Below are 20,691 nucleotides of genomic sequence, written 5' to 3' on the forward strand. Positions count from 1 at the left end.
ACTTATCGGGCGGCCAGGTCCGAATGTGAGAGGTAACGGCGGACCACCCGGGGCCCGATGCCGGTGAGGATCTCGTGCGGGTTGGTGTCGGCCCAGCGGGCCCAGTCGGCCGCCGTCGGTTCGCCGGACGTGCCGGGCCCGAGCATCACCGCGACGTCGCCCGGCTGGACGGGCAGGTCGCCGATGTCGACGACGACCTCGTCCATGGTTATCCGGCCGGCGATCGGGACGCGTACGCCGTGAAGCTGAAGCGACGCACGGCCCGCCACCCGCCAGGGAATCCCGTCGGCGAAGCCGAGCGGGATCTGAGCGAGGGAACCGCTCACCGAGACCACCCGGGCCCGGACGGTCATCGCCGGGGAGAGGCCGAAAATTCGGCCGGGCACCGGCTCGATGCCATAGAGCGCGATTCCCGTACGCACGAGGTCGTGCCGCGTCTGCGGCAGGTGCAGGGTGGCCGCCGAGTTGGCGAGGTGGATCAGCGGCGCGAGCACCCCGGCCGTCTGGGCCGCGCGGCGGAAGTCGGCGAACCGGCGGATCTGCTCGTGCAGGCCCGCGTCGGTCGTGTCCTCGGCGGTGGCCAGGTGGGACCAGAGGCCGGTGACGCGGACCGCGCCGTCCTCCTCGAGCCCGCGGGCGGCCTCCAGCAGGCGAAGCCACTCGGAGGGCACGGCGCCGCCGCGGGACATGCCGGTGTCGGCCTTGAGGTGCACCGAGGCGGGCCGGCCGGTTTTGACCGCGTCGGCCGCGACCGCCTTGAGCACGGACACGTCGGCCACCGACACGTCGACCCCGGCGGCCAGGACCGGGCCGAAGTCGTGGTCCGGCGGGTAGAGCCAGAGCAGCACCGGCGCGTCGATTCCGGCCGCGCGCAGGTCGAGCGCCTCGCCCGGGGTGGCCACGCCGAGCCAGGTGGCGCCGCCGGCCAGTGCCGTGCGCGCGACCGGCACCGCGCCGTGGCCGAAGCCGTCGGCTTTGACCACCGTCATCAGTTCGGCGCCGCCGGCCGCCCGCAGCAGCAGCTCGGTGTTGTGGGCGATCGCGCCGAGGTCGATGACGGCCTCGGCGAGAACGTCCAGGCCGTAGGAGACGCTGGTCATCCGGCCACCGCGGCCACCTCGCGGCGCCCGGAGGCCAGCGCGGTGGCGATGAACTCGTCGAGGAGCCGGCTGTACGACACGCCGGCCGCCTGCCACATCTGGGGGTACTGCGAGTGGGAGGTGAGGCCGGGGATGGTGTTGACCTCGTTGACCACGGGCACGCTGTGGCCGTCGCGTTCGGTGAGGAAGAAGTCGGCCCGCAGCAGGCCGGCGCAGCCGAGGGCGCGGAAGACGCCGACCGCGGCCTCGGCGAGCAGGCGCTCCTGGGTCGCGTTGAGGTCGGCCGGGATGACGAACGTGGTGCCGGCGTCGGTGTATTTGCCCTCGTAGTCGAAGAAGCCGCGGTCCTCGGCGATCTGGATCTCGAGGGCGGGGGCGGTGACGATCGTGCCGTCGGCCTTCTCGAGCACGGCCACGTCGATCTCGCGCCCGTGGACGGCCGCCTCGACGAGCACCTTGCTGTCGCGGGAGCGGGCCTCGTCGAGCGCGGCGGCCAGGTCGTCCCAGTCGTCGACCCGGGAGACCCCGATGCTGGAGCCGCCGCGGGCCGGTTTGACGAACACGGGCAGCCCGAGGCGCTCGCGGTCGGCCAGTCCGACGGTCTCGTCGTCGGGGCGGACGACCACCCCGTCGGCGACCGCGAACCCGGCCGTGGCCAGGATCTTCTTGGTGTATTCCTTGTCCATGGCGGTCGCGCTGGCGAGGACGCCGCTGCCGACGTACGGCGTGCCGGCCATCTGCAGGAGCCCCTGCATCGTGCCGTCCTCGCCGAACGGGCCGTGCAGGACCGGGAACACCACGTCGACGTTGCTCAGCACCTGGAGGGCCTCGGCGATGCTGGCGAGGGGCTTCGTGTCTTTGTCGCCGGTGCCTTTGTCGCCGGTGCCGAATCCTTCGAGCAGGGAGGACACGTCGGCCGGCGGTCCCTGGTCGACGCCGGGCACCCAGACTCCGTCGACCGTGATGTGCACCGGGGTGACCCGGTAGCGGGCGCGGTCGAGGTGGCTCAGCACGCCGACCGCCGACTGGCAGGAAACCTGGTGTTCCGTGTTACGCCCGCCGAACAGCACAGCGACGTTGATCAAGTCCGACAATTCAGTGACTCTCCGTAACTCGGTCGCGACCCGCTCGGGGGCGGCGTGGCCCTTCTGCGCGCTTACCATTTCTCGGACGCCCATTTCTCGCCACGGCCCGGGAATGGTAGTTGCGCGCCCAAGATACCGGCAACATATCGAACCGTCGCAATGTCGCGTGTCCTGGGTCACACCCCAGCCCGCACGGGCACCTGTCCGAGGCGACCGGAAACGGTCACTGAGCAGCGCGGATCGCAAAAAGGGCGACAAGGTATTCACCTCTGGTCAACCGGCGGCTCACCCGTTCCGCGAGCAACTCCGGCCGGCCCGCGAAAATGTTTTTCCGTGCAAACTCTCGACGTCGGCCGAGAAAGAAAAACGGCTCGCGCGACTGGTCGGTCACGGCTTATCACTATGGCATTCGCCCAGTCACCGTGAGTCACGTAGGCATGGGTTGCGGGCGGCGATCGACCCCCGTCACTGGCTACGATCACCTGAGCGACCGAGGGAGTGCGGATGACCAGCGAAGACACATCGTCCACGTTCGACAGCGGGGTGCCGCACCCGGCGCGGCGCTACGACTACTGGCTCGGCGGGAAGGACAACTTCGCCGCCGACCGGACGTCCGGAGACGCCGTCGAGGCGCAGTTCCCGACCATCCGGGTCAGCGTGCGCGAAAACCGCTGGTTCCTCCACCGCGCCGTGGCGTTCGCCGCCCGCCAGGAGGGGCTCCGCCAGTTCCTCGACATCGGCACCGGCATCCCGACCAGCCCCAACACCCATCAGATCGCCCAGCAGGCCGACCCGACCGCCCGGATCGTCTACGCCGACAACGACCCGATCGTGCTCGCCCACGCCCGCGCCCTGCTGACCGGCACGCCCGAGGGCCGAACCACCTACCTCGACGCCGACCTCCGGCAACCGGCCGAGATCCTCCGGCACCCCGGCCTGCGCGCGACGATCGACCTGTCCCAGCCGGTCGCCCTGATGCTCATCGCCGTCCTCCACTTCCTGCGCGACGACGAGAACCCCCGCGCCATCATCGACACCCTGATCGACGCGCTCGCCCCGGGCAGCCTGGTCATCGCCTCCCACGCCACCCTCGAACACCTGCCCGCCGACCAGGCCGAAGCGATCACCCGTGCCGACGGCCGTGCCCACCCCCGCCCCGGGACGGCGCTGGCCGCGTTCTTCGACCGCCGCGACCTGCAGCCGGTCGAGCCCGTGAAGTCGGTGTCCCGCTGGTGGCCGGACGCGGCGCCCCAGCCCCGGCCCACCGTGGAAGACGTGGCCTGCAACGGCTTCGTGGCCCGCGTCGTCCCAGGCGCGCTCTGAGCCGCACCTTCCTTGAGCGGTGGGCATCGACTCCCAGCGGACCGCCGGCGTGCCTGAGACGACTGAACTGGTCCCTGAACATGGTCGCCCGCCGTACTACGCTGTAAGACCTGCCGTATTACGGGAGGTGCGTTTGTCAGTGCCGGCGATCCCGATCGATGCTTGGGCCCGATCAATGCTTGGGGGAACTGATGGATCACGAAATCAGGCTGAGGGCCGGACAACGCGCCCCGCAGACCGGTCTCTACCGGTCGACGAGCACCGGGCAACAGATCGCCGTGACGAAGAATGAGAAGCTGCCCCACGGCGGCGGGTGGCAGCTGGTGGAGCAGGGCGGCGACCAGGAAGCGGACCCCCTCACGGGCATGACCGACAGCGAGATCGCCCAGCTGGCGGAGCAGGCCTACGAAGAGCGTGACAATGCCGGCGCCTGGGAGGACGTTCCGCCGCCCGAGACTGCTGCTGACGTTCGGTCGGTCGTGTCTGTTCGGTTCAACCCCGGTGAGTTGGCGGCGGTCGAAGCGGCCGCACGGTCGGCCGGGATGCCGCTTTCCACCTATATCCGGCATGCCGCGTTGGCGACCAGCTCGCCGGTTGATGTGGAGCAGGTGCGCGGGGCGGCGGAAAAGCTGCAGAGGGATTTTCTCAGCGACTTCGTCGCGCTCGCCGGGACCCTCGGGATGGCGGGCAGAGCTGCGGACCTACTCGTTCGCCTGGGTGGGGGCCTGCCCGTGGGCAAGTAAGGACGAGGCTCGTCCGGGGATGACGCGGATATCGCTGGTGGAGTTGCCGCCGGGAGGTGATGCCCAGCTGGTGGCGCCTGCGGGCGAATCAGTGCAGTAACGCACCTACCGCGTTGATGAGGGCGAGATGGCTGAACGCCTGAGGCAGGTTCCCGAGCGCGTGACCGTCCGGGGCCATCTGCTCGCTGAGTACTCCGACGTCGTTGGCCAGCGCCACCGCGTCCTTCATCCGCGCCGTGGCCTCTTCCTTCCGGCCCAGGATCGCCAGCGCCGACACCATCCAGAACGAGCAGGCCACGAACGCGCCCTCCTCCTCGCGCATGCCGGTGTACCGGTAGACCAGCGGACCGTCCGACAGCTCGCGCTCGACGGCGGCCAGGGTGCCGGCCAGCCGGTCGCCCCGGTCGAAGCCGAACGGGCCGGCCAGCAGCGTCGCCGCGTCCAGGTCCTCGGTGCCGGCGTAGAAGGTGTAGGAGTTCTTCGCGCCTGACCAGCAGTGCTCGTCGACCCAGGCGTGAATCAGGTCCCGCTCCCGGCGCCAGCGGTCCACGTGCGTGGTCGGGACCTGCCCCTGCTCGTGCAGGCGCACCGCCCGGTCCAGCGCCACCCAGCATCCCATCTTGGACTGCGTGTAATGCCGGTTGACGTGCAGCTCCCAGATCCCGGCGTCCGGGTTTGCCCACTGGTCGCAGCAGCGGTCGGCGAGGTCGGCGAGCAGTCGCCCGGTCGGCGGGTCGAGGGCGTGGCCCGCGTCGACGTACTGCCGGACGGCGTCGAGCAGGTGCCCGAACGTGCCCAGCTGTGTCTGCTCGGCGGCCTCGTTCCCGGACCGGACCGGCCGGCTGCCGCGATAGCCCGGCGCGTCCAGTTCCCGCTCGGCGTCCGGCACCTCGCCGTCGAGATCGTAGAAGACCTTGAGGTGCGGCGCGGTCGACCGGGCGCACCGCAGCAGAAACGACAGCCCGGCGTGCACCTCGGCGTGCAGCCCGAGCCGGATCAGCGCGTCCACCGCGAACGCGGCGTCACGCACCCACATGTACCGGTAGTCCCAGTTCTTGTCGCCGCCGACCCGCTCCGGCAGCGATGTCGTGGCCGCCGCCGCGATCGCTCCGGTCGGCTCGAACTGCAGCAGCTTCAGCATCAGGGCCGAGCGGCGCACCTCCGCCTGCCAGGGCCCGCGGTAGGCGAGAGGCCAGGCTTTCCAGCGGTCCCCGGTCGCCTTCCGGCGACCCAGAAGTTCGGCCCGGCCGGGCAGCGGAATCGGTCCGTCGTCACCGACGGTCAGGGCGAGGAGCGTACGGCGTCCGGGTCCGGCCCGGAACCGCCCGGCCAGGGCGCGCGGGGCCGTGGTCGGGTCACCGGCGTCGAAGTGCCGGACCGCCAGGTGTTGATCGCCGCAGTGCAGCAGGTGGCCCCGGCCGGCGCCGAGCGGCTCGGACCAGGGCTGGGCCGTGCCGAAGCGGGTTCCGGGACGCACCTCCCAGCGCATCGGCACCTCGCCGGCGATCCCCTCGACCTCCCGCACCAGCTCGGTCCAGGGCAGATCCGTATTCAGCGCGTCGGTGACCCGCACCTCGCCGCCCGCGGTCCGGAAGGTCGTCTCGAGGATCGGCGTCCCGGGCAGGTAGCGCCGCGACGTGGTGAACGGCTCCTCCGGCCGCAGCTCGACGAACCCGCCGTCCGGTGGATCCAGCACCGCGGCGAACACCGGCGGCGCGTGCATCGAGGGGGTCGGCAGCCAGTCGATGCGGCCGTCGGTGGCGACCAGCGCCACCGTCCGCCCGTCACCGAGCACGGCGTAATCCTCCAGCGGCACGTAGCCGTCGACCCGCTCGCCCACGCCGCTTCCCGCGCGTCAGCGGGACGTGCCCAGCGCCCGGAGCAGCTCGGCCTTGGTCATCGACGAGCGGCCCTCGATGTGGCGGCGGCGGGCTTCGGCGTACAGCTCAGCCTTGGACCGTTCGGCCTTGGACCGTTCGGAGCCGGCCTTCGCCGGGGTCCGCGGTTTGTCGGACGACTTCATCGTGCGGGTCGGCTTGCCGAGCTCGCGCCAGCTTCTCTCGGTCATCTCGACGCCGAACTTGCCGGCCGCCCGCTTGATCCGGCGGAAGGCCTCGTCGCGCTCGGCGTCGGAGACGTCGCGGACCTGGTCGAACCGGGCGATCGCGTTGCGCACGTGGCGGGCGTCGTTGAGCGGCTCCTTGCGCACCCGCGGGAAGGCGAAGGTGCGGTCGGACATCGCGTTCCGTTCGGCGGCATCAAGTTCGTGCTTCTTGGTAGCCATGGAGATCGCGTACCCCTCGCGGCGCCACACAAACCAGTTACCGGCCCGGATAGCCGGGTATGCCGTGGTCATGATGAAAGCTGTCGTCTACCGGGGACCGCGGAACGTCGAGGTGACCGAGGTCCCGGAGCCATCCGTCCAGGCGCTGACCGATGCCGTCGTGCGCATCACCACGACCAACATCTGCGGTTCCGACCTGCACATGTACGAGGGCCGCTCGGCGGTCGAGGAGGGCAAGGTCCTCGGGCACGAGAACCTCGGCGTGGTCGAGGCGGTCGGCGACGCGGTCAGCCGGATCAAGGTCGGCGACCGGGTGTCGGTGCCGTTCAACATCGCCTGCGGCACCTGCCGCAACTGCGTCGCCGGCTGGACCAGCTACTGCCTGCGGACCAACCCGACCGACGGCGTCGACGGCGCGGCCTACGGCTACGCCAACATGGGACCGTACGACGGCGGCCAGGCCGAGTTCCTGCGCGTGCCGTACGCCGACTTCAACCTGCTCGAACTGCCGCCGGGCCCCGAGCACGAGAACGACTTCGCGATGCTGTCCGACATCTTCCCGACCGGTTGGCACGGCACCGAACTGGCCGGCCAGCAGCCCGGCGACCGGGTCGCGATCTTCGGCGCCGGCCCGGTCGGGCTGATGGCGGCCCACAGCGCGATGATCCGCGGGGCCTCCGAGGTCTTCGTCGTGGACAAGGAGCGCGACCGCCTCGACCTGGCCGGCAAGATCGGCGCCACCCCGGTCGACTTCTCCCGCGGCGACCCGGTCGAGCAGATCCTCGACGCGACCGGTGGTCGCGGCACCGACTGCGGTGTCGAGGCGGTCGGCTATCAGGCTCACGACCCGGCCGGCGAGGAGCACCCCGAGCTGGTGCTCGACAACCTGGTCAAGGTGGTGCGGTCGACCGGCGGCATCGGCGTGGTCGGCGTCTACGTGCCCTCCGATCCCGGGGCCGCGTCGCCCCTGGCGCGGGAGGGCCGGATCGCCTTCGACTACGGCACGTTCTTCACCAAGGGCCAGCGCATGGGCACCGGCCAGTGCCCGGTGATGCGCTACAACCGGCACCTGCGCGACCTCATCGTCACCGGCCGCGCCCAGCCGTCGTTCCTGGTGTCCCACGAGCTGCCGCTGGCCGAGGCCGCCGACGGCTACGCCAAGTTCGACCGGCGCGAGGCCGGCTGGACCAAGGTGCTGCTCAAGCCAGGCGCGTAGGCCGGGATCGGCGGGCGGGATCGGCGGCCGGGTTACAGGGTGGACGGATCGACCTCGACCCGGTCGCCGGCCGTCAGGTCGACGGTGGTCCGGCGGCCGGCGAACGTGACGGTCACCGTGGTGCGGCCCGAGGGACGGCGAGCGCGCAGCGCGATCGCCGTCGGCCCGATCCGCCCGTCCCGGGTCGACCAGGTCAGGTCGACCGAGACTCCCGGGCGGGCCACCAAGCCGGTCACCCGGCCCGACGGCCAGTCCGGGGGCACCGCCGGCAGGAGGTCGATGGCCCCGTCGTGGCTCTGCAGCAGCATTTCGGCGACGGCGGCCACGTAGCCGAGGTTCGCGTCGATCTGGTAGGGAGGATGGGCGGCGAGCAGGTTCGGGTAGAGGCCGCCGCGCTCGCCCGTCTGGTCGGCCGTCGCGGGGCGCAGCATCAGCGGCAGCAGGCGGGACACGTGAGCGGGCTGGCGGAGGCGGGCCCGCAGCGCCAGCTTCCAGGCCAGCGACCAGCCGGTGGAGTCGTCGCCGCGGTCGTCCAGGCTGCGGCTCGCGGCCTCGAGCAGCGCCGGATCGGCCGGGGTGTCGCCGGGATAGACCCAGACCAGGTGGCTGACGTGCCGGTGGCCGGGCTCGCCCGGCGGCGGGTCGCCGGCCCACTCGGCGATCAGGCCGCCGGCGCCGACCGGGGGCCCGGGGATCAACGGCCGCACCTCGCGGACCGAGGACACCACCGGGTCGTCGGATCGGCGGGCGGAGAGTGCCGCGCCGCCGGGCGAGGCGGCCTGGTCGTCGCGATCGAGCCGACCAGCCAACGAAGTCAGCGCGTCGAACAGTCCCGCGATCAGGGCCAGGTCCATCGTGGACGACTCGCCGGCCGCGGCCGGACGGCCACCGGCCAGGAAGTGGTTCTCGGGCGAGGTGGACGGCGAGGTTCCCATCGAGCCGTCGGGAAGGCGCCGCAGCCAGTCCAGGGCGAAGGCCGCCGTCCCGCGCAGAACCGGCCAGGCCCGCTCCCGCGCGAACTCCGCCGAAGCGCCGAAGCGGACGTGCTCGTGCAGCAGCCGGCTCAGCCATACCCCGCCCATCGGCCAGAACGCCCACGACGGATCGGCCCGGCCGCGCCCGACCGGAGCGGTGAACGCCCACGCGTCGGTGTTGTGGTGGGCGACCCAGCCGCGCGCCCGGTAGAGGTCGCGGGCGGTCGCGGCTCCGGCCCGGGCCAGGGCGTCGAGCAGATCGGCCAGCGGGGCCACCGTCTCGGCGAGGTCGGTGGTCTCAGCCGCCCAGTAGTTCATCTGCGTGTTGATGTTGATCGTGTAGTTGGAGCTCCACGGCGGCCGCATCTCGTTGTTCCACAGGCCCTGCAGCGTCGACGGCAGGCCGCCGGCGGCCGACGAGCAGATGGCGAGGTAACGCCCGTAGGTGAACAGCAGCGCGGCGAGCCCGGGGTCGCCGTCGCGCAGCCGGGCGCCGGTCGGCCGGTCTGAGGTGGAACCGAGGTCGAGCGTCACCCGGTCGAACAGTTCCGCGTGCGCCTGCTCGTGCCGGGTGACCAGCGCGTCCACCCCGCGGGCGAGCGCCCGCGAGACCCGCGCAACCGCCCGCTGACGAGCCTGCTCGGCCGAACCCTCGGGCGGTGCGCCGATTCCGGCGAAGGAGGTCTCGGTCGCGAGGACCAGGTCGAGGTGGCGGACCCCGTCGGCCCCGCCGGCCACCGCCCGGCCGTCGTGCGAGACGCGCAGGACGACCGCGCCCCGCACCGCGGCCGCCGGGTCGGCGTCCCAGACCGGCGACAGGTCGGGCTCGTGGGGCGGCGGCATGTCGCTCGGCAAGCGCACCAGCAGCGAGCCGCCGCTCTCGTCGACTTCACCGCCGTACACGAAAAGCGGCGACGTGATCTCCCAGCGCACGCCGACCGGTTGCCGCGCCGTCAGGCGCAGCACGAGAACCCCGTCGGCCCGGGAGACGAAGGAGTTCCAGGCCGTCTCGACTCCGTCGAGCCGATAGGCGACGCGACAGGTCGCGGTCGAGAGGTCGAGCTCTCTGCGGTACGCCTCGACGACGCCGCCGGACTCGCCGGCCGTCAGGTGGAGGTCGGCGAACGGGAGGTAGGCCTGGGACCAGCCGCCCTGCAGGTCGCGCAGCCGCTGGTCGGCGGCCGAGGGTTCGCCGCGCGAGATCGCCGCCCGGGCGTCGTCGAGGGCCGAGGCGGCGGCGGCCGGGTCGATGCGGCTGTTGGCGGCCTCGTTGAGCGGGCTGCCCGACCACGCCGTGCCGTCGTTGATCTGCAGGTGCTCGCGGCCCGGGGTGCCGTGGACCATGGCGCCCAGGCGGCCGTTGCCCAGCGGATAGGCCTCGAGCCAGCGGGCCGCCGGGGTCTCGGACCAGAGAAGGTTCTCCACCGGCGGCATCGTAGCCGCGAGCGGGCTAGTCTTCGATGCCCGCGCCGCACCCACGGAGGGACCCAGTGACGATAAAACCGCACGGCAAACGCCACAAATCACCCCTCTGGGCGCGGCTCACGCTGGCGCTGGGCATCGTCCTGGTGATCGTGACGGGCAGCGGGTACGCGGCGATGGGCGTCGTGTCACACAAGGTGAACTCGGCGCTCCCGGACGAGGACCTGCTGGGTTCCGTCCAGGGGTCGGGCGCGCAGAGCCACAAAGACGTCAAGGGCGCGAAGAACATCCTGCTGGTCAGCCTGGACACCCGGCCGAGCTGGTCGAAGTCGCACGAGCCGAGCCGCTCCGACTCGATCATCATCATGCACATCCCGGCCGACCATTCGACGGCGTACATGCTGTCGATCCCGCGCGACACGCTGATCGACATCCCGGCGTACGACAACGGCGCCCAGAAGTACGCCGGCGGCGCCAACAAGGTCAACTCGGCGTTCGCGTTCGGCAGCCGCGGCCTGGACGGTGACAAGGCGATCCAGGACGGCACCAAGCTGCTCGCGCTGACCATCCAGAAGAAGTTCGGCATCGTGCCCGACGCCGCCGCGATCATCGACTTCTCCGGCTTCAAGCAGATCATGCAGGTGCTGGGCAAGGTCTGCATGTACGTGGACGAGGACGTGACGTCGATCCACGTCGGCCGGAAGAAGTCGGACGGGTCGTTCGCCGTGCCGTACAAGACCGACTCGGCCGGCGCCCACCCACGAGCGGTGCCCGGCACGATCCCCAACAAATACACGATCGGCAACCACTGCTTCACGCCGACCGAGGCGCTCGACTACGCCCGCCAGCGCGACCTGCTCTCCAAGGGCGACAGCGACTACGGCCGCCAGCGCCACCAGCAGCAGCTCCTCAAGGCGATCATGAAGCAGACGGTGAGCAAGGGGTTCAGCTCGCCGACCAAGCTGCCCGGCCTGCTCGACGCGATCGGCAAGGCGATGGTCATCGACAAGGGCGGCATCGAGCTGCAGGACTGGGCCCTGAGCATGAAGGACATCAACCCAGACCATCTGGTCACGCTCCGCACCAACGGCGACGCGCCCAACGGCTTCCGGACCGTCCCGTCGAGCCAGACCCCGCCGGGGGTCGGCGAGGCCCAGTACCTCGACGACGAGAGCCTGCAGATGTTCCAGGCGGCCAGGAACGACGCGCTCTCGTCGTTCGTCCTCGACCACCCGACCTGGGTGGCGGCGAACTAGCCGGCCTTCACCTTGTCGTGCAGGCCCTTGATCGCCTGCACATAGATCTCGGAGAAGGTCGGGAACGGCTGGATCGTGTCGCGCAGGACGTCCAGCGGCACCTTGGCCCGGATCGCCAGCGTCGCCTGCTGCAGCCACTCCCCCGCCTCCGGGCCCACCGCGTACGCCCCGGTCAGCACCCGCCCGTCGCTGAGCAGGGTGAGGAAGCCGGTCGACTCGGCGTACGCCCGGGTGTAGGCGGCCGTCTTGGCCACGTCCTTGAGCGGCACCGTGGCGCTGAACGGCGCCTCGGTCGCCCCGGCCGCGGCCACCTGCGGGTCGGTGAAGACGACCCGCGGGACGGCCGTGTAGTCGGCCGGCCGGGGCGAGCCGAGGATGTTGTCGGCGACCACCTCGCCCTGGTATTTCCCGACGTGGGTGAGCATGAACAGGCCGGTGGAGTCGCCGACCGCCCAGGTACGCTCGGCCACCCGCAGATGGTCGTCGACCGGGATGCCCCGCGCCGTCCCGGCGACACCGATCGTCTCCAGGCCGATGCCCTCGACGCGGGGCCGCCGGCCGGTCGCGATCAGCAGCTTCGAACCGCGCAGCTCCTGGCCGTCGTCGAGGGTCAGCACATAGTCGTCGCCGTCGCGGCGGGCCGCCGTCGCGTGCGGGCCGAGCACCACCTCGACGCCGTCCCGGCGCAGGACCGTGCCGAGCGCCTCGCCCATCGACTCCGGCTCGCGGGGCAGCACGTGCCGGCCGGGACCGGTGATGACCACCTCGCCGCCCAGCCGGCGGACCGCCTGCGCCATCTCGACCCCGACCGGGCCGCAGCCGAGCACGATCAGCCGGCGCGGAACCTCCTTCATGCCGGTGACCTCGCGGTTGGTCCAGATGCCGGGCAGCTCGCGCAGGCCCTCGATCGGCGGGATGATCGGGTCGGCGCCGGTCGCGATGACCACGTGGTCGGCCGTGTACTGCCGGCCGGCCACCTCGACCACGCCCGTCCCGGCCAGCCTGCCGGTGCCCCGGATCAGGGCGATGCCGCCGGCGGCCAGCCAGCGCTCCTGCCCGGCGTCGGAGTAGTCCGACACCATGAAGTCGCGCCAGGCCAGGGCCGCCGCCACGTCGACCTCGGCGGTGGCCAGCGCCTCGCGGGCGCCCTGCACCGCCTCGCCCGGGCGCAGCAGGGTCTTGGACGGGATGCACGCGTAGTACGAGCATTCGCCGCCGACCAGTTCCCGCTCGACCAGGGCGACCCGGAGCCCGCCGTCGGCCAGCGCTCCCGCGGTGTGCTCGCCGGGCGACCCGCCACCCATCACGATGACGTCGAAGTCGTTGCTGCCACTCATCGATAACCCCTCACCACGTTTGATCCCCGGCCCGGACGAGCATCTCGTTGACCGCCATCCGCCGTTCCCGGGTGACGATGTAGGCGATCGCGTCCGCGATGTCGGACGCCCGCAGCGCCTCGATCCCGGACACCTGACGGCGGGTCGCGTCCCGGGTCGCGTCGCCGAGATGGTTGACCAGTTCGGTGTCGACGGTTCCCGGTTCGACCACACTGACGCGTACGTGCTCGCCGAGCAACTCCTGCCGCAGCGACTCGGTGAAGCCCTGCAGCCCGAACTTGGTCAGGTTGTAGACGCTGCTCCCGGGGCGGGCCACCCGTCCCGCGGTCGAGCTGACGTTGACCAGGTCGGCGACCTGCCGCGGCGAGGTCGCGGCCGCGTCGATCAGGTACGGCACGGCGGCGTGCGTGATGTGCAGCAGCGCCGCCACGTTGAGCGAGACCATGCGGTCCCACTCCTCGACCGTGGTGTGCAGGGCCGAGTTGAGCAGCATGATCCCGGCGTTGTTGACCAGGATGTCGAGCCGCCCGAGGCGGTCCAGCGCGCGCTGGACCACCTCGTCGGCGCTCTGGGGGTCGGTGATGTCGGCCTCGACCGGGATCGCGGTCCCGCCCTGGTCGGCGATCGCGCCGGCCACCTGGTCGAGGCGGTCGCGGCGCCGGGCCACCAGCGCCACCGTCGCGCCTTCGAGGGCGAGCCGGCGCGCGGTGGCGGCGCCGATCCCGCTGCTGGCCCCGGTGACGAGCGCGACCGCCCCGTCCAGCGTCGAGTCGGGCATGGCCGCCGCCCCTCAGGAGGGAAGCTCGGTGCCGGCCTGCTCGGCCACCATGTAGCCGGCGTACCAGTCGGGCCAGTTGGCGTCCTCGGTGCCGGTGCGGGCCTCGTGCTCGCCGTGGGCGGCGGCCGCCCGGCGCAGCGCGGCGGCGAGGTCGGAGCTGGACGAGAACTGGGTGACCGACGGGTCGAGACGGCCCGGGAGCCGGTTGGTGATCTCCTGCAGGACCCAGCCGTTGCCGTCCGGGTCGCTGAACGACAGGAACGAGCCGTAGCTGTTGCGCTGCGGGTCGGGCCCCTCGACGCGGGCGTCGGTGCCACCGTGGTGGAAGATGCCGCCGGCGTCGTGGAAGACCTCGCTCGGCTCGGCGCCGAGGCGCTTGAGCTCGTCGTGGGCGGCCTCGACGTCGTTGACGACCAGGTGCAGCCCCTGGGTGGTGCCGGGTTCCTGGGCGGTCACCGACGTACCGAAAATGACCGAGGCCGGCGAGCCGGGCGGAGTGACCTGAACGACGCGGAAGTCGTCGCCGGTGGCGACGTCCGCGTCGAGCCGCCAGCCGAGCGCCGTGTAGAAGTTCTTGGCCCGGTCGACGTCGCTGACCGGGATCACAATGACTTCCAGTTTCAAATCCATGACCAGAGCCTCCAGCGCTCATTCGTGTTGCCGACGGCTAAAGACTGCCGCGATCACCCCGGGGTCGCGCCAGGGAGAGTCCCTGGCCTGTGCCGCCGGCCGCCGCTCAGGGCCGCAGCGCCTCGCGCAGCTGACGCCGGGAGCCGATCCCCAGCTTGGCGAACACCTTGCGCAGGTGCCATTCGACCGTCCGCGGACTGAGGAACAACCTCGCGCCGACCTCGGGGTTGGACATCCCGTCGCGGACCAGCAGGGCGATCTGCCGCTCCTGGGCGGTCAGCTCACCGTCGGTCGCGGCCTCCGGCGTACGCCGCCGGGCCGTCTCGCCGGTCGCCAGGAGCTCCCGCCGGGCCCGTTCGGCGAAGCCGGCCATCCCGATGGCCGAGCACATCTCGTACGCCGTCCGCAGTTGCGCCCGCGCCTCGACGCGCTGCCGCCGCCGTCGCAGCCACTCCCCGTACAGCAGGTGGGCCCGCGCCAGTTCGGGCCGCAGCCGGGTGCGCCCGAGCCGCTCGACCGCCTCGGCATAGAGCAGCCGGGCCGCCGGACCGTCGCTGACCAGTGCCCGGCTCCGCGCCGCGAGGCCCCGCGCCCAGTCGGTGTCGCACCCCTTGGTCGCCTCGGCCAGATCGGCCCGCGCGGTGCGGGCCCGCTCGCTGTCGCCCACCCGGACGGCCGCCTCGACGAGTTCCGGCAGCGCCCACCGGGAGACCCACGGATCGGCGGACGCCACCGCGGCCCGGGCCGCGTCGAGCGCCTGTTCGTAGCGGGCCAGACCATTCCCGAGCACCGCGGCCGTCCACAGCCCGGCCGGTCCGGGCGCCGCCGCGCCGTCCCCGCGCAGCGCGGCGATCAGCAGCCGGGCATCCGGATCGACCGGAACACCGGCCGCCTTCCCGACCCGCCCGGCCTCGGCCGCGATCGCCGCCGCCGCACCGAGATCCCCGGTCCAGGCGGTCGCCACGGCCAGCGGCACGAGGCTGCTCGGAAGGTCGGCCAGCGCCCCGGCCGCCCGGGCCCCGTCGGCCGCCCGCCCGAGCGTGTCCCGCAGGGCGCCGTCGTCCCACAGCGCCGCCCCCACGCCACCGGCCAGCCACCCCCACCGGGCCGCGACCGGCCGCGCGGCGAGTGCGGCCGCCGCCCGCCTCAGCATCGGCACCGCCTCGCCCGGCCCGCCGGTGACCAGCCGGGCATAGCCGGTGAGGACGAGGTCGGCCGGCTCCGGTTCCGCCGCCGGCGGTGGAACCGCCTGGGAGACGGCCGCCAGGTGATGCCCGGTCCGGGCGGCGGCACCCCAGGCGAGCAGATAGGCCTCGCGGGCCAGGTCGAGGTCGAACGGCTCGATCCGGCGCGCCGCGGCCAGCATCGCCGACACCGCCTCGCCGGCCGGCCCCGACCGGGCCCCGCGGTCAGGCCGGTCGACCGAACGCAAGGGCCGGCCTTCCCCAGCGGGGCCGAAGTCAGCGTCAGGGGCCGGGCCGGAGTCGTTGGGCGGCGGCCAGCGGGCGCTGTCGAGCACGGCGAGGCGGGCCCGCACGAGGTGGGCCCGGGCCCGGACGAAGTCGCCGTCGGCGTCGCGGGCGGCCAGGCCGGCCAGGGAGCTCGCCGACTCCAGGTCGCCCGCGCGGAGGCTGACCTCGGCGGCCGCGGCGGCGCGGGAGGCGCGGCGGGCCGGGTCGGCGGTCAGGGCGACCGCGCGCTGCCGGAAGGCGGCCGCGGCCGCGAGACCGCCCCGGTCGCGGGCCCGGCCGGCCGCGCGTTCGAGGGCGACCGCGACCGACTCGTCGGGGACCGGGGCCGCGGCGGCGAGGTGCCACGCCCGGCGGTCGGGGTCGGTGTGCTCGTCGGTGAGCTCGGCGAGCACGCGGTGCACGCGGCGCCGGTCCTCGGCCGGCGCCGACCGGTAGGCCGACGACCGCACGTGGGGGTGGGCGAAGATTACGCGTACATCGAAGGCCAGGAGCCCCTCGATGCCGGCGCCGAGCGCCGAGGCCGGAGTGACGCCCAGCCGGTCGGCGGTCTGCCAGACGAGCGCCGGATCGCCGACCGGTTCGGCCGCCGCGATCAGCAGGAGCAGGCGGGCCGGCCGGGGCAGCGCCGCGATCCGCGCGCGGAGGGCCGGATCGTCCGGGCGGTCGGCCGAGAGCAGGGCGAAGCCGCCGGCCAGGCGGGGCACCGGCCGGCCGTGCGGCAGGTCGCGCAGCGCGAGCGGGTTGCCCCGGGTCTCGGCGACGATGCGGTCGAGCACGTGCGGATCGAACGGGCCGTGGGTGACCGAGCGCAGCAGCGCCCGGGCGTCCGCCTCGGGCAGCCCGGCGACCTCCAGTTCGGGGAGTCCGCGCAGGTCGACGACGTGGTCGCGTGCGGCCAGGACCAGGCCGACCGACTCGGCCAGCAGGCGGCGGGCCACGAAGCCGAGCACCTGGGCGGACGCCCGGTCGAGCCACTGGGCGTCGTCGACCAGGCAGAGCACGGGGCCTTCGGCCGAGACGTCGCTGAGCAGGCCGAGCACGGCCAGCGCGACCAGGAAGCGCTCGGGCGGCCGGCCGTCGCGGGTGCCGAACACCGTTTCCAGGGCCGTACGCTGCGGCGGCGGCAGCTTCGGCATCCGGTCGAAGAGTGGCGCGCAGAGCCGGTGGAGTGCGGCGTACGAGAGTTCGGTCTCGGCCGCGAGGCCGGCCGTGCGCAGCGTCCGCAGGCCGGCCGCCGTGGTCTCGGCGTGGTCGAGCAGGGCCGTCTTGCCGATCCCGCCCGGGCCGTGCAGCACCAGCACCCGGCTCTCGCCCGCGCGAACGGCCGCGACCAGCCCGTCGAGGGCGAACCGTTCCGGTCCGCGCCCGAAAAGCTCGGCGCCCTGCCCTTCTTCCTGCCCCCGACCCGCCACCTTGCCCGCCTTCGTCACGGTTGATCCGCTGGTGAAGACCGTGCGCTGTCGTGGTCATCCTGACCCGGATCGGGCATCAGCACCAGTTACCCTCCGCTACTTTCAACTCACGCTCGGCAATACAAAACCTTGCTCCGAGTTCGATGGACGACTATGTTTCGATCTAGTTGAGGCCGTCACCTGTATCGGAACGGATGTGACGTATGCCTAAGTCTGTCCCCCTGATCTCGGCGGTCATCGTCGTCGCCGCAACGATCGGAATCCCCGCCACCGCCGCCGCGGCGACCGCCCCGGCCTGCCCCTGGGTCGGCTCCCACGCGCCGGTCGACACCCGCGTCGGCCAGGTGCTCAAGCAGATGACGCTGGACGAGAAGATCGCCATGGTGCACGGGGCCGGCGGCTCCGCCTACACCGGCTACATCCCCGGCGACAGCCGGCTCTGCATCCCGGCCCTCAAGATGCAGGACGGCCCGGTCGGCGTGCGGATGGCCGACACCACCCAGCTGCCGTCGGCGTCCACGCTCGCCGCCTCGTTCGACCCGGCGCTGGCCCGGCAGTACGGCGGGGTCATCGGCGCCGAGGACAAGACCAAGGGCGTCGACGTCGACCTCGGGCCGACCATCAACATCGTCCGCGATCCGCGCTGGGGCCGCTCGTTCGAGTCCTACAGCGAGGACCCCTACCTGACCGGGCAGATCGGCGCGGCCGACATCGAGGGCGTCCAGTCGAAGGGCGTGATGGCGCAGGTCAAGCACTACGCCGTCTACAACCAGGAGACCAACCGCAACACCGCCGCCGACAACGCGATCGTCGACGACCGCACGGTCCGCGAGATCTACACCGCGGCGTTCGGCGACATCGTCGCCCAGGCCGACCCGTCGTCGGTCATGTGCTCCTACAGTTCGATCAATGGCGTGTTCGCCTGTGAGAACGCCTATCTGAACACGATCCTGAAGAAGGACTTCGGGTTCGACGGCTTCATCACCTCGGACTGGGGCGGCACCCACAGCACGGTCGGGTCGGCCAACGCCGGCATGGACATGCAGATGCCGGACGACACGTTCTTCGGGGCCGCGCTCAAGGCGGCCGTGCTGGCCGGGCAGGTGCCGCCGAGCCGGGTCGACGACATGGTCACCCGGATCATGCGCGAGGAGTTCCGGTTCGGGCTGTTCGACCACCCGTCCGCCGACACCCCTTCCGCGATCGCCGCCACCCCGGCCCACATCGCGACCGCGCGGCAGGTGTCCGAGGACGGCACGGTGCTGCTGAAGAACGCGGGCGGGGTGCTGCCGCTGAACGACCGGAAACTCAAGTCGATCGCGGTGATCGGCGACGGCGCCGGCCCGAACACGATGTCGCACGGCGGCGGCAGCGCGGTCGTCAACGGCACCGGGACGGTCACGCCGTTCGACGGCATCAAGGCCCGGGCCGGCTCGAAGATCGACGTCGAGTACGCCCAGGGCAACGCGCCCACGAACGGCGCTCTGCCGGCGATCGACCCGCGGTATTTCGGCTCCGGCCTGCAGGGCGCCTACTACGACAACACGACGCTGTCGGGCACGCCGGTCGCCACCCGCACCGACCCGAACGTCAACTACACCTGGACCGGCGCGTCGCCCATCGCGGGCATCGGCCAGACCAACTACTCGGTCAAATGGACCGGCACGCTGACCCCGCCCACGACCGGCACCTACACCTTCGCGCTCACCAGCGACGACGGCAGCCGCCTGTTCATCGGCGGCCAGCAGGTCATCGACAACTGGCGCGACCAGGCGACGAACACCGAGCAGGCGACGGTCTCGCTGACCGCCGGCCAGTCCGTCCCGATCGAGGTCGACTTCTATCAGGCGGGCGGCGACTCCGTCGTCGGCCTCGGCTGGCAGCCGCCCGGCGCCGACCTGCTCAAACAGGCCACCGACCTGGCCGCGAAGTCGGACGTGGCGGTCGTCTACGCCAACGACTTCGAGTCCGAGGGCGGCGACCTCGCGAACATCGACCTGCCCGGCACCCAGAACCAGCTGATCAGCGCGGTCGCGGCGGTCAACCCGCGCACGATCGTGGTGCTCAACACCGGCAGCGCGGTCACGATGCCGTGGCTCAGCCAGGTCGAGGGCGTCTTCGAGGCGTGGTATCCCGGCCAGCAGTCGGGCGACGCGATCGCCGCGCTGCTGTTCGGCGACGCCGACCCGTCGGGCAAGCTGCCGGTCACGTTCCCGGTCTCGCTCGCCCAGGTGCCGGCGTCGACACCGGCGCAGTGGCCGGGCGTCGGCGGAACGGTCCAGTACTCGGAGGGTCTGAAGGTCGGCTACCGCTGGTATGACAGCCAGAACCTCACTCCGCTGTTCCCGTTCGGCTACGGCCTCTCGTACACCTCGTTCAAGGTCAGCGACCTCGCGCTGTCGAGCCGGACGCTGTCGGAGAAGGGCGGCCTGACGGCCTCGGTCGACGTCACCAACACCGGGTCGCGGGCGGGCTCCGAGGTGGTCCAGCTCTATCTGACCGCACCGGCCTCGGCCGGCGAGCCGGCCGCCCAGCTCAAGGCCTTCGCGAAGGTCGCGCTCTCCGCGCACCAGACCAGGCGCGTACGCCTTCAGCTGAGCGCACACGACGCCTCGTACTGGAACACCGACGCCCAGGCCTGGACGCTGGCCGCCGGCTCCTATTCCGTACGGGTGGGGACGTCCTCCCGGTCGCTGCCCCTGTCGGCCTCGTTCCGGGTCGACCACACCACGGGGCCGCGCTATACGAAGGTGACCGCGCCCGCACTGGTCAAGCCCGGTTCGACGATCACGGCCACGACCGCGTTCACCAACGACGCGACCGAGCCGGTTCTGCTCGCCCGCACCTCGTTGACCGTGCCCGCGGGCTGGACGGCCAAGGCGCTCACGCCCACGGCGTACGTCCTGGTTCTCCCCCATCGGACCGTGACCGCCCGATGGTCGGTCACCGTCCCGGCGTCCGCCGTCGGCGGCTCGGCCGACATCACCGCCACCACCCGCTACGCCGGCTCGTCCGCGACGGGCAAAGCGTCGGTCAACGTCGCCTATCCGAACCTGGCCGCCGCTTTCAACACGGTCGCGGTCAGCGACGACGCGAACCCGGCCGCGGCGAACTTCGACGGCTCGGGCTACAGCTACTCGGCCCAGGCCCTCGCCACGGCCGGGGTCACGCCGGGCGGCGCCGTCGGCGGGTTCACCTGGCCTGCCGTCGCGGCCGGGCAGCCGAGTGCGGTGACCACCCGGGGCCAGGTCATCGTGCAGGGCGGCTCGGGGTCGGCACTCGCCTTCCTGCTGGCCGGGACGAGCAGCCTGCAGAGCGGGACGGTCACCGTGACCTACACCGACGGGACCACCTCGTCGGGCACGGTCACCGGCCCGGACTGGTACAACAACACGGCGGCGCCGGGGTCGGCCCTGGTCGTGACCACACCCCACTGGAACCGGCCGGCCGGCAGCACGTTGCCGGCCGACCACCAGGTCAGCCTCTATTCGAGCTCGGTGCCGCTGACCGCCGGCAAGACCGTCGCCTACGTCACCCTGCCGGCCAACGGCAGCCTGCACATCTTCGCGACCGCCGTCAGCTGATCCGGGCAGGACGCAGTGGAGCCCCGATCCCCGGGGCTCCACTGCGGTGTTTCCGCCTTTTCGGCCGGCCGCTTT

15 protein-coding genes are annotated in these 20,691 nt (G+C 72.3%); 5 read left to right on the plus strand and 10 right to left on the minus strand.

What is annotated here, in order from left to right; genetic code table 11:
• Nucleotides 1-2: 2 nt before the first annotated feature.
• The 3 genes from alr to AB0M88_RS31795 form a co-directional block, all read right to left on the minus strand.
• The gene (gene alr, locus AB0M88_RS31785) at nt 3-1,100 is read right to left on the minus strand and encodes an alanine racemase (protein WP_364108832.1); all 1,098 of its coding nucleotides are present in this window, start codon (nt 1,098-1,100) and stop codon (nt 3-5) included.
• Entirely contained in the window at nt 1,097-2,194 is a 1,098-nt protein-coding gene (locus tag AB0M88_RS31790) for a D-alanine--D-alanine ligase family protein (protein ID WP_364108834.1), read from the minus strand. Before AB0M88_RS31790 ends, alr begins: the two co-directional genes overlap by 4 nt.
• A gap of 214 nt (nt 2,195-2,408) precedes the next feature.
• Complete coding sequence (locus AB0M88_RS31795) at nt 2,409-2,576, minus strand: hypothetical protein (RefSeq protein ID WP_364108836.1); 168 nt, start codon at nt 2,574-2,576, stop codon at nt 2,409-2,411.
• A gap of 113 nt (nt 2,577-2,689) precedes the next feature.
• On the opposite strand from AB0M88_RS31795, the gene AB0M88_RS31800 reads away from it, so the two are divergent.
• Together AB0M88_RS31800 and AB0M88_RS31805 are read left to right on the plus strand one after the other, a co-directional pair.
• Nucleotides 2,690-3,508: an SAM-dependent methyltransferase gene (locus AB0M88_RS31800; protein WP_364108838.1), complete on the plus strand. Its 819-nt coding sequence runs from the start codon at nt 2,690-2,692 to the stop codon at nt 3,506-3,508.
• Nucleotides 3,509-3,699: 191 nt separating this feature from the next.
• A complete protein-coding gene (locus AB0M88_RS31805; RefSeq protein WP_364108840.1) occupies nt 3,700-4,251 on the plus strand; it encodes a hypothetical protein in 552 nt (183 codons plus the stop codon).
• An 88-nt stretch (nt 4,252-4,339) separates the two neighbouring features.
• Here AB0M88_RS31805 and AB0M88_RS31810 read toward each other — a convergent pair whose 3' ends face one another.
• The gene (locus tag AB0M88_RS31810) at nt 4,340-6,091 is read right to left on the minus strand and encodes a glycoside hydrolase family 15 protein (RefSeq protein WP_364108842.1); all 1,752 of its coding nucleotides are present in this window, start codon (nt 6,089-6,091) and stop codon (nt 4,340-4,342) included.
• 15 nt (nt 6,092-6,106) lie between these two features.
• A complete protein-coding gene (locus tag AB0M88_RS31815; RefSeq protein ID WP_364108844.1) occupies nt 6,107-6,607 on the minus strand; it encodes a DUF6582 domain-containing protein in 501 nt (166 codons plus the stop codon).
• Between the two features lies 1 nt (nt 6,608).
• On the opposite strand from AB0M88_RS31815, the gene AB0M88_RS31820 reads away from it, so the two are divergent.
• On the plus strand, nt 6,609-7,751 hold the full coding sequence (locus AB0M88_RS31820; RefSeq protein WP_364108893.1) for a glutathione-independent formaldehyde dehydrogenase: 1,143 nt from the start codon (nt 6,609-6,611) through the stop codon (nt 7,749-7,751).
• Between the two features lie 32 nt (nt 7,752-7,783).
• Here the strand turns inward: AB0M88_RS31820 and AB0M88_RS31825 are convergent, their stop codons facing one another.
• The gene (locus AB0M88_RS31825; protein WP_364108847.1) at nt 7,784-10,150 is read right to left on the minus strand and encodes a glycoside hydrolase family 95 protein; all 2,367 of its coding nucleotides are present in this window, start codon (nt 10,148-10,150) and stop codon (nt 7,784-7,786) included.
• 65 nt (nt 10,151-10,215) lie between these two features.
• On the opposite strand from AB0M88_RS31825, the gene AB0M88_RS31830 reads away from it, so the two are divergent.
• Entirely contained in the window at nt 10,216-11,403 is a 1,188-nt protein-coding gene (locus tag AB0M88_RS31830) for an LCP family protein (protein ID WP_364108849.1), read from the plus strand.
• Here AB0M88_RS31830 and AB0M88_RS31835 read toward each other — a convergent pair.
• The 4 genes from AB0M88_RS31835 to AB0M88_RS31850 form a co-directional block, all read right to left on the minus strand.
• Nucleotides 11,400-12,740 carry an NAD(P)/FAD-dependent oxidoreductase gene (locus AB0M88_RS31835; protein ID WP_364108851.1) on the minus strand — a complete coding sequence of 447 codons (1,341 nt, stop codon included), beginning with the start codon at nt 12,738-12,740 and terminating at the stop codon, nt 11,400-11,402. The genes AB0M88_RS31830 and AB0M88_RS31835 overlap by 4 nt on opposite strands.
• A gap of 10 nt (nt 12,741-12,750) precedes the next feature.
• Nucleotides 12,751-13,518: an SDR family NAD(P)-dependent oxidoreductase gene (locus AB0M88_RS31840; RefSeq protein WP_364108853.1), complete on the minus strand. Its 768-nt coding sequence runs from the start codon at nt 13,516-13,518 to the stop codon at nt 12,751-12,753.
• Nucleotides 13,519-13,530: 12 nt separating this feature from the next.
• A complete protein-coding gene (locus AB0M88_RS31845) occupies nt 13,531-14,148 on the minus strand; it encodes a VOC family protein (RefSeq protein WP_364108855.1) in 618 nt (205 codons plus the stop codon).
• 106 nt (nt 14,149-14,254) lie between these two features.
• On the minus strand, nt 14,255-17,050 hold the full coding sequence (locus AB0M88_RS31850) for an AAA family ATPase (protein WP_364108857.1): 2,796 nt from the start codon (nt 17,048-17,050) through the stop codon (nt 14,255-14,257).
• Nucleotides 17,051-17,235: 185 nt separating this feature from the next.
• Between AB0M88_RS31850 and AB0M88_RS31855 the strand changes: the two genes are divergently transcribed.
• Complete coding sequence (locus AB0M88_RS31855; protein ID WP_364108859.1) at nt 17,236-20,616, plus strand: glycoside hydrolase family 3 C-terminal domain-containing protein; 3,381 nt, start codon at nt 17,236-17,238, stop codon at nt 20,614-20,616.
• Nucleotides 20,617-20,691: the final 75 nt, after the last annotated feature.

Source organism: Actinoplanes sp. NPDC051411, assembly GCF_040682075.1.
Taxonomy (GTDB): domain Bacteria; phylum Actinomycetota; class Actinomycetes; order Mycobacteriales; family Micromonosporaceae; genus Actinoplanes.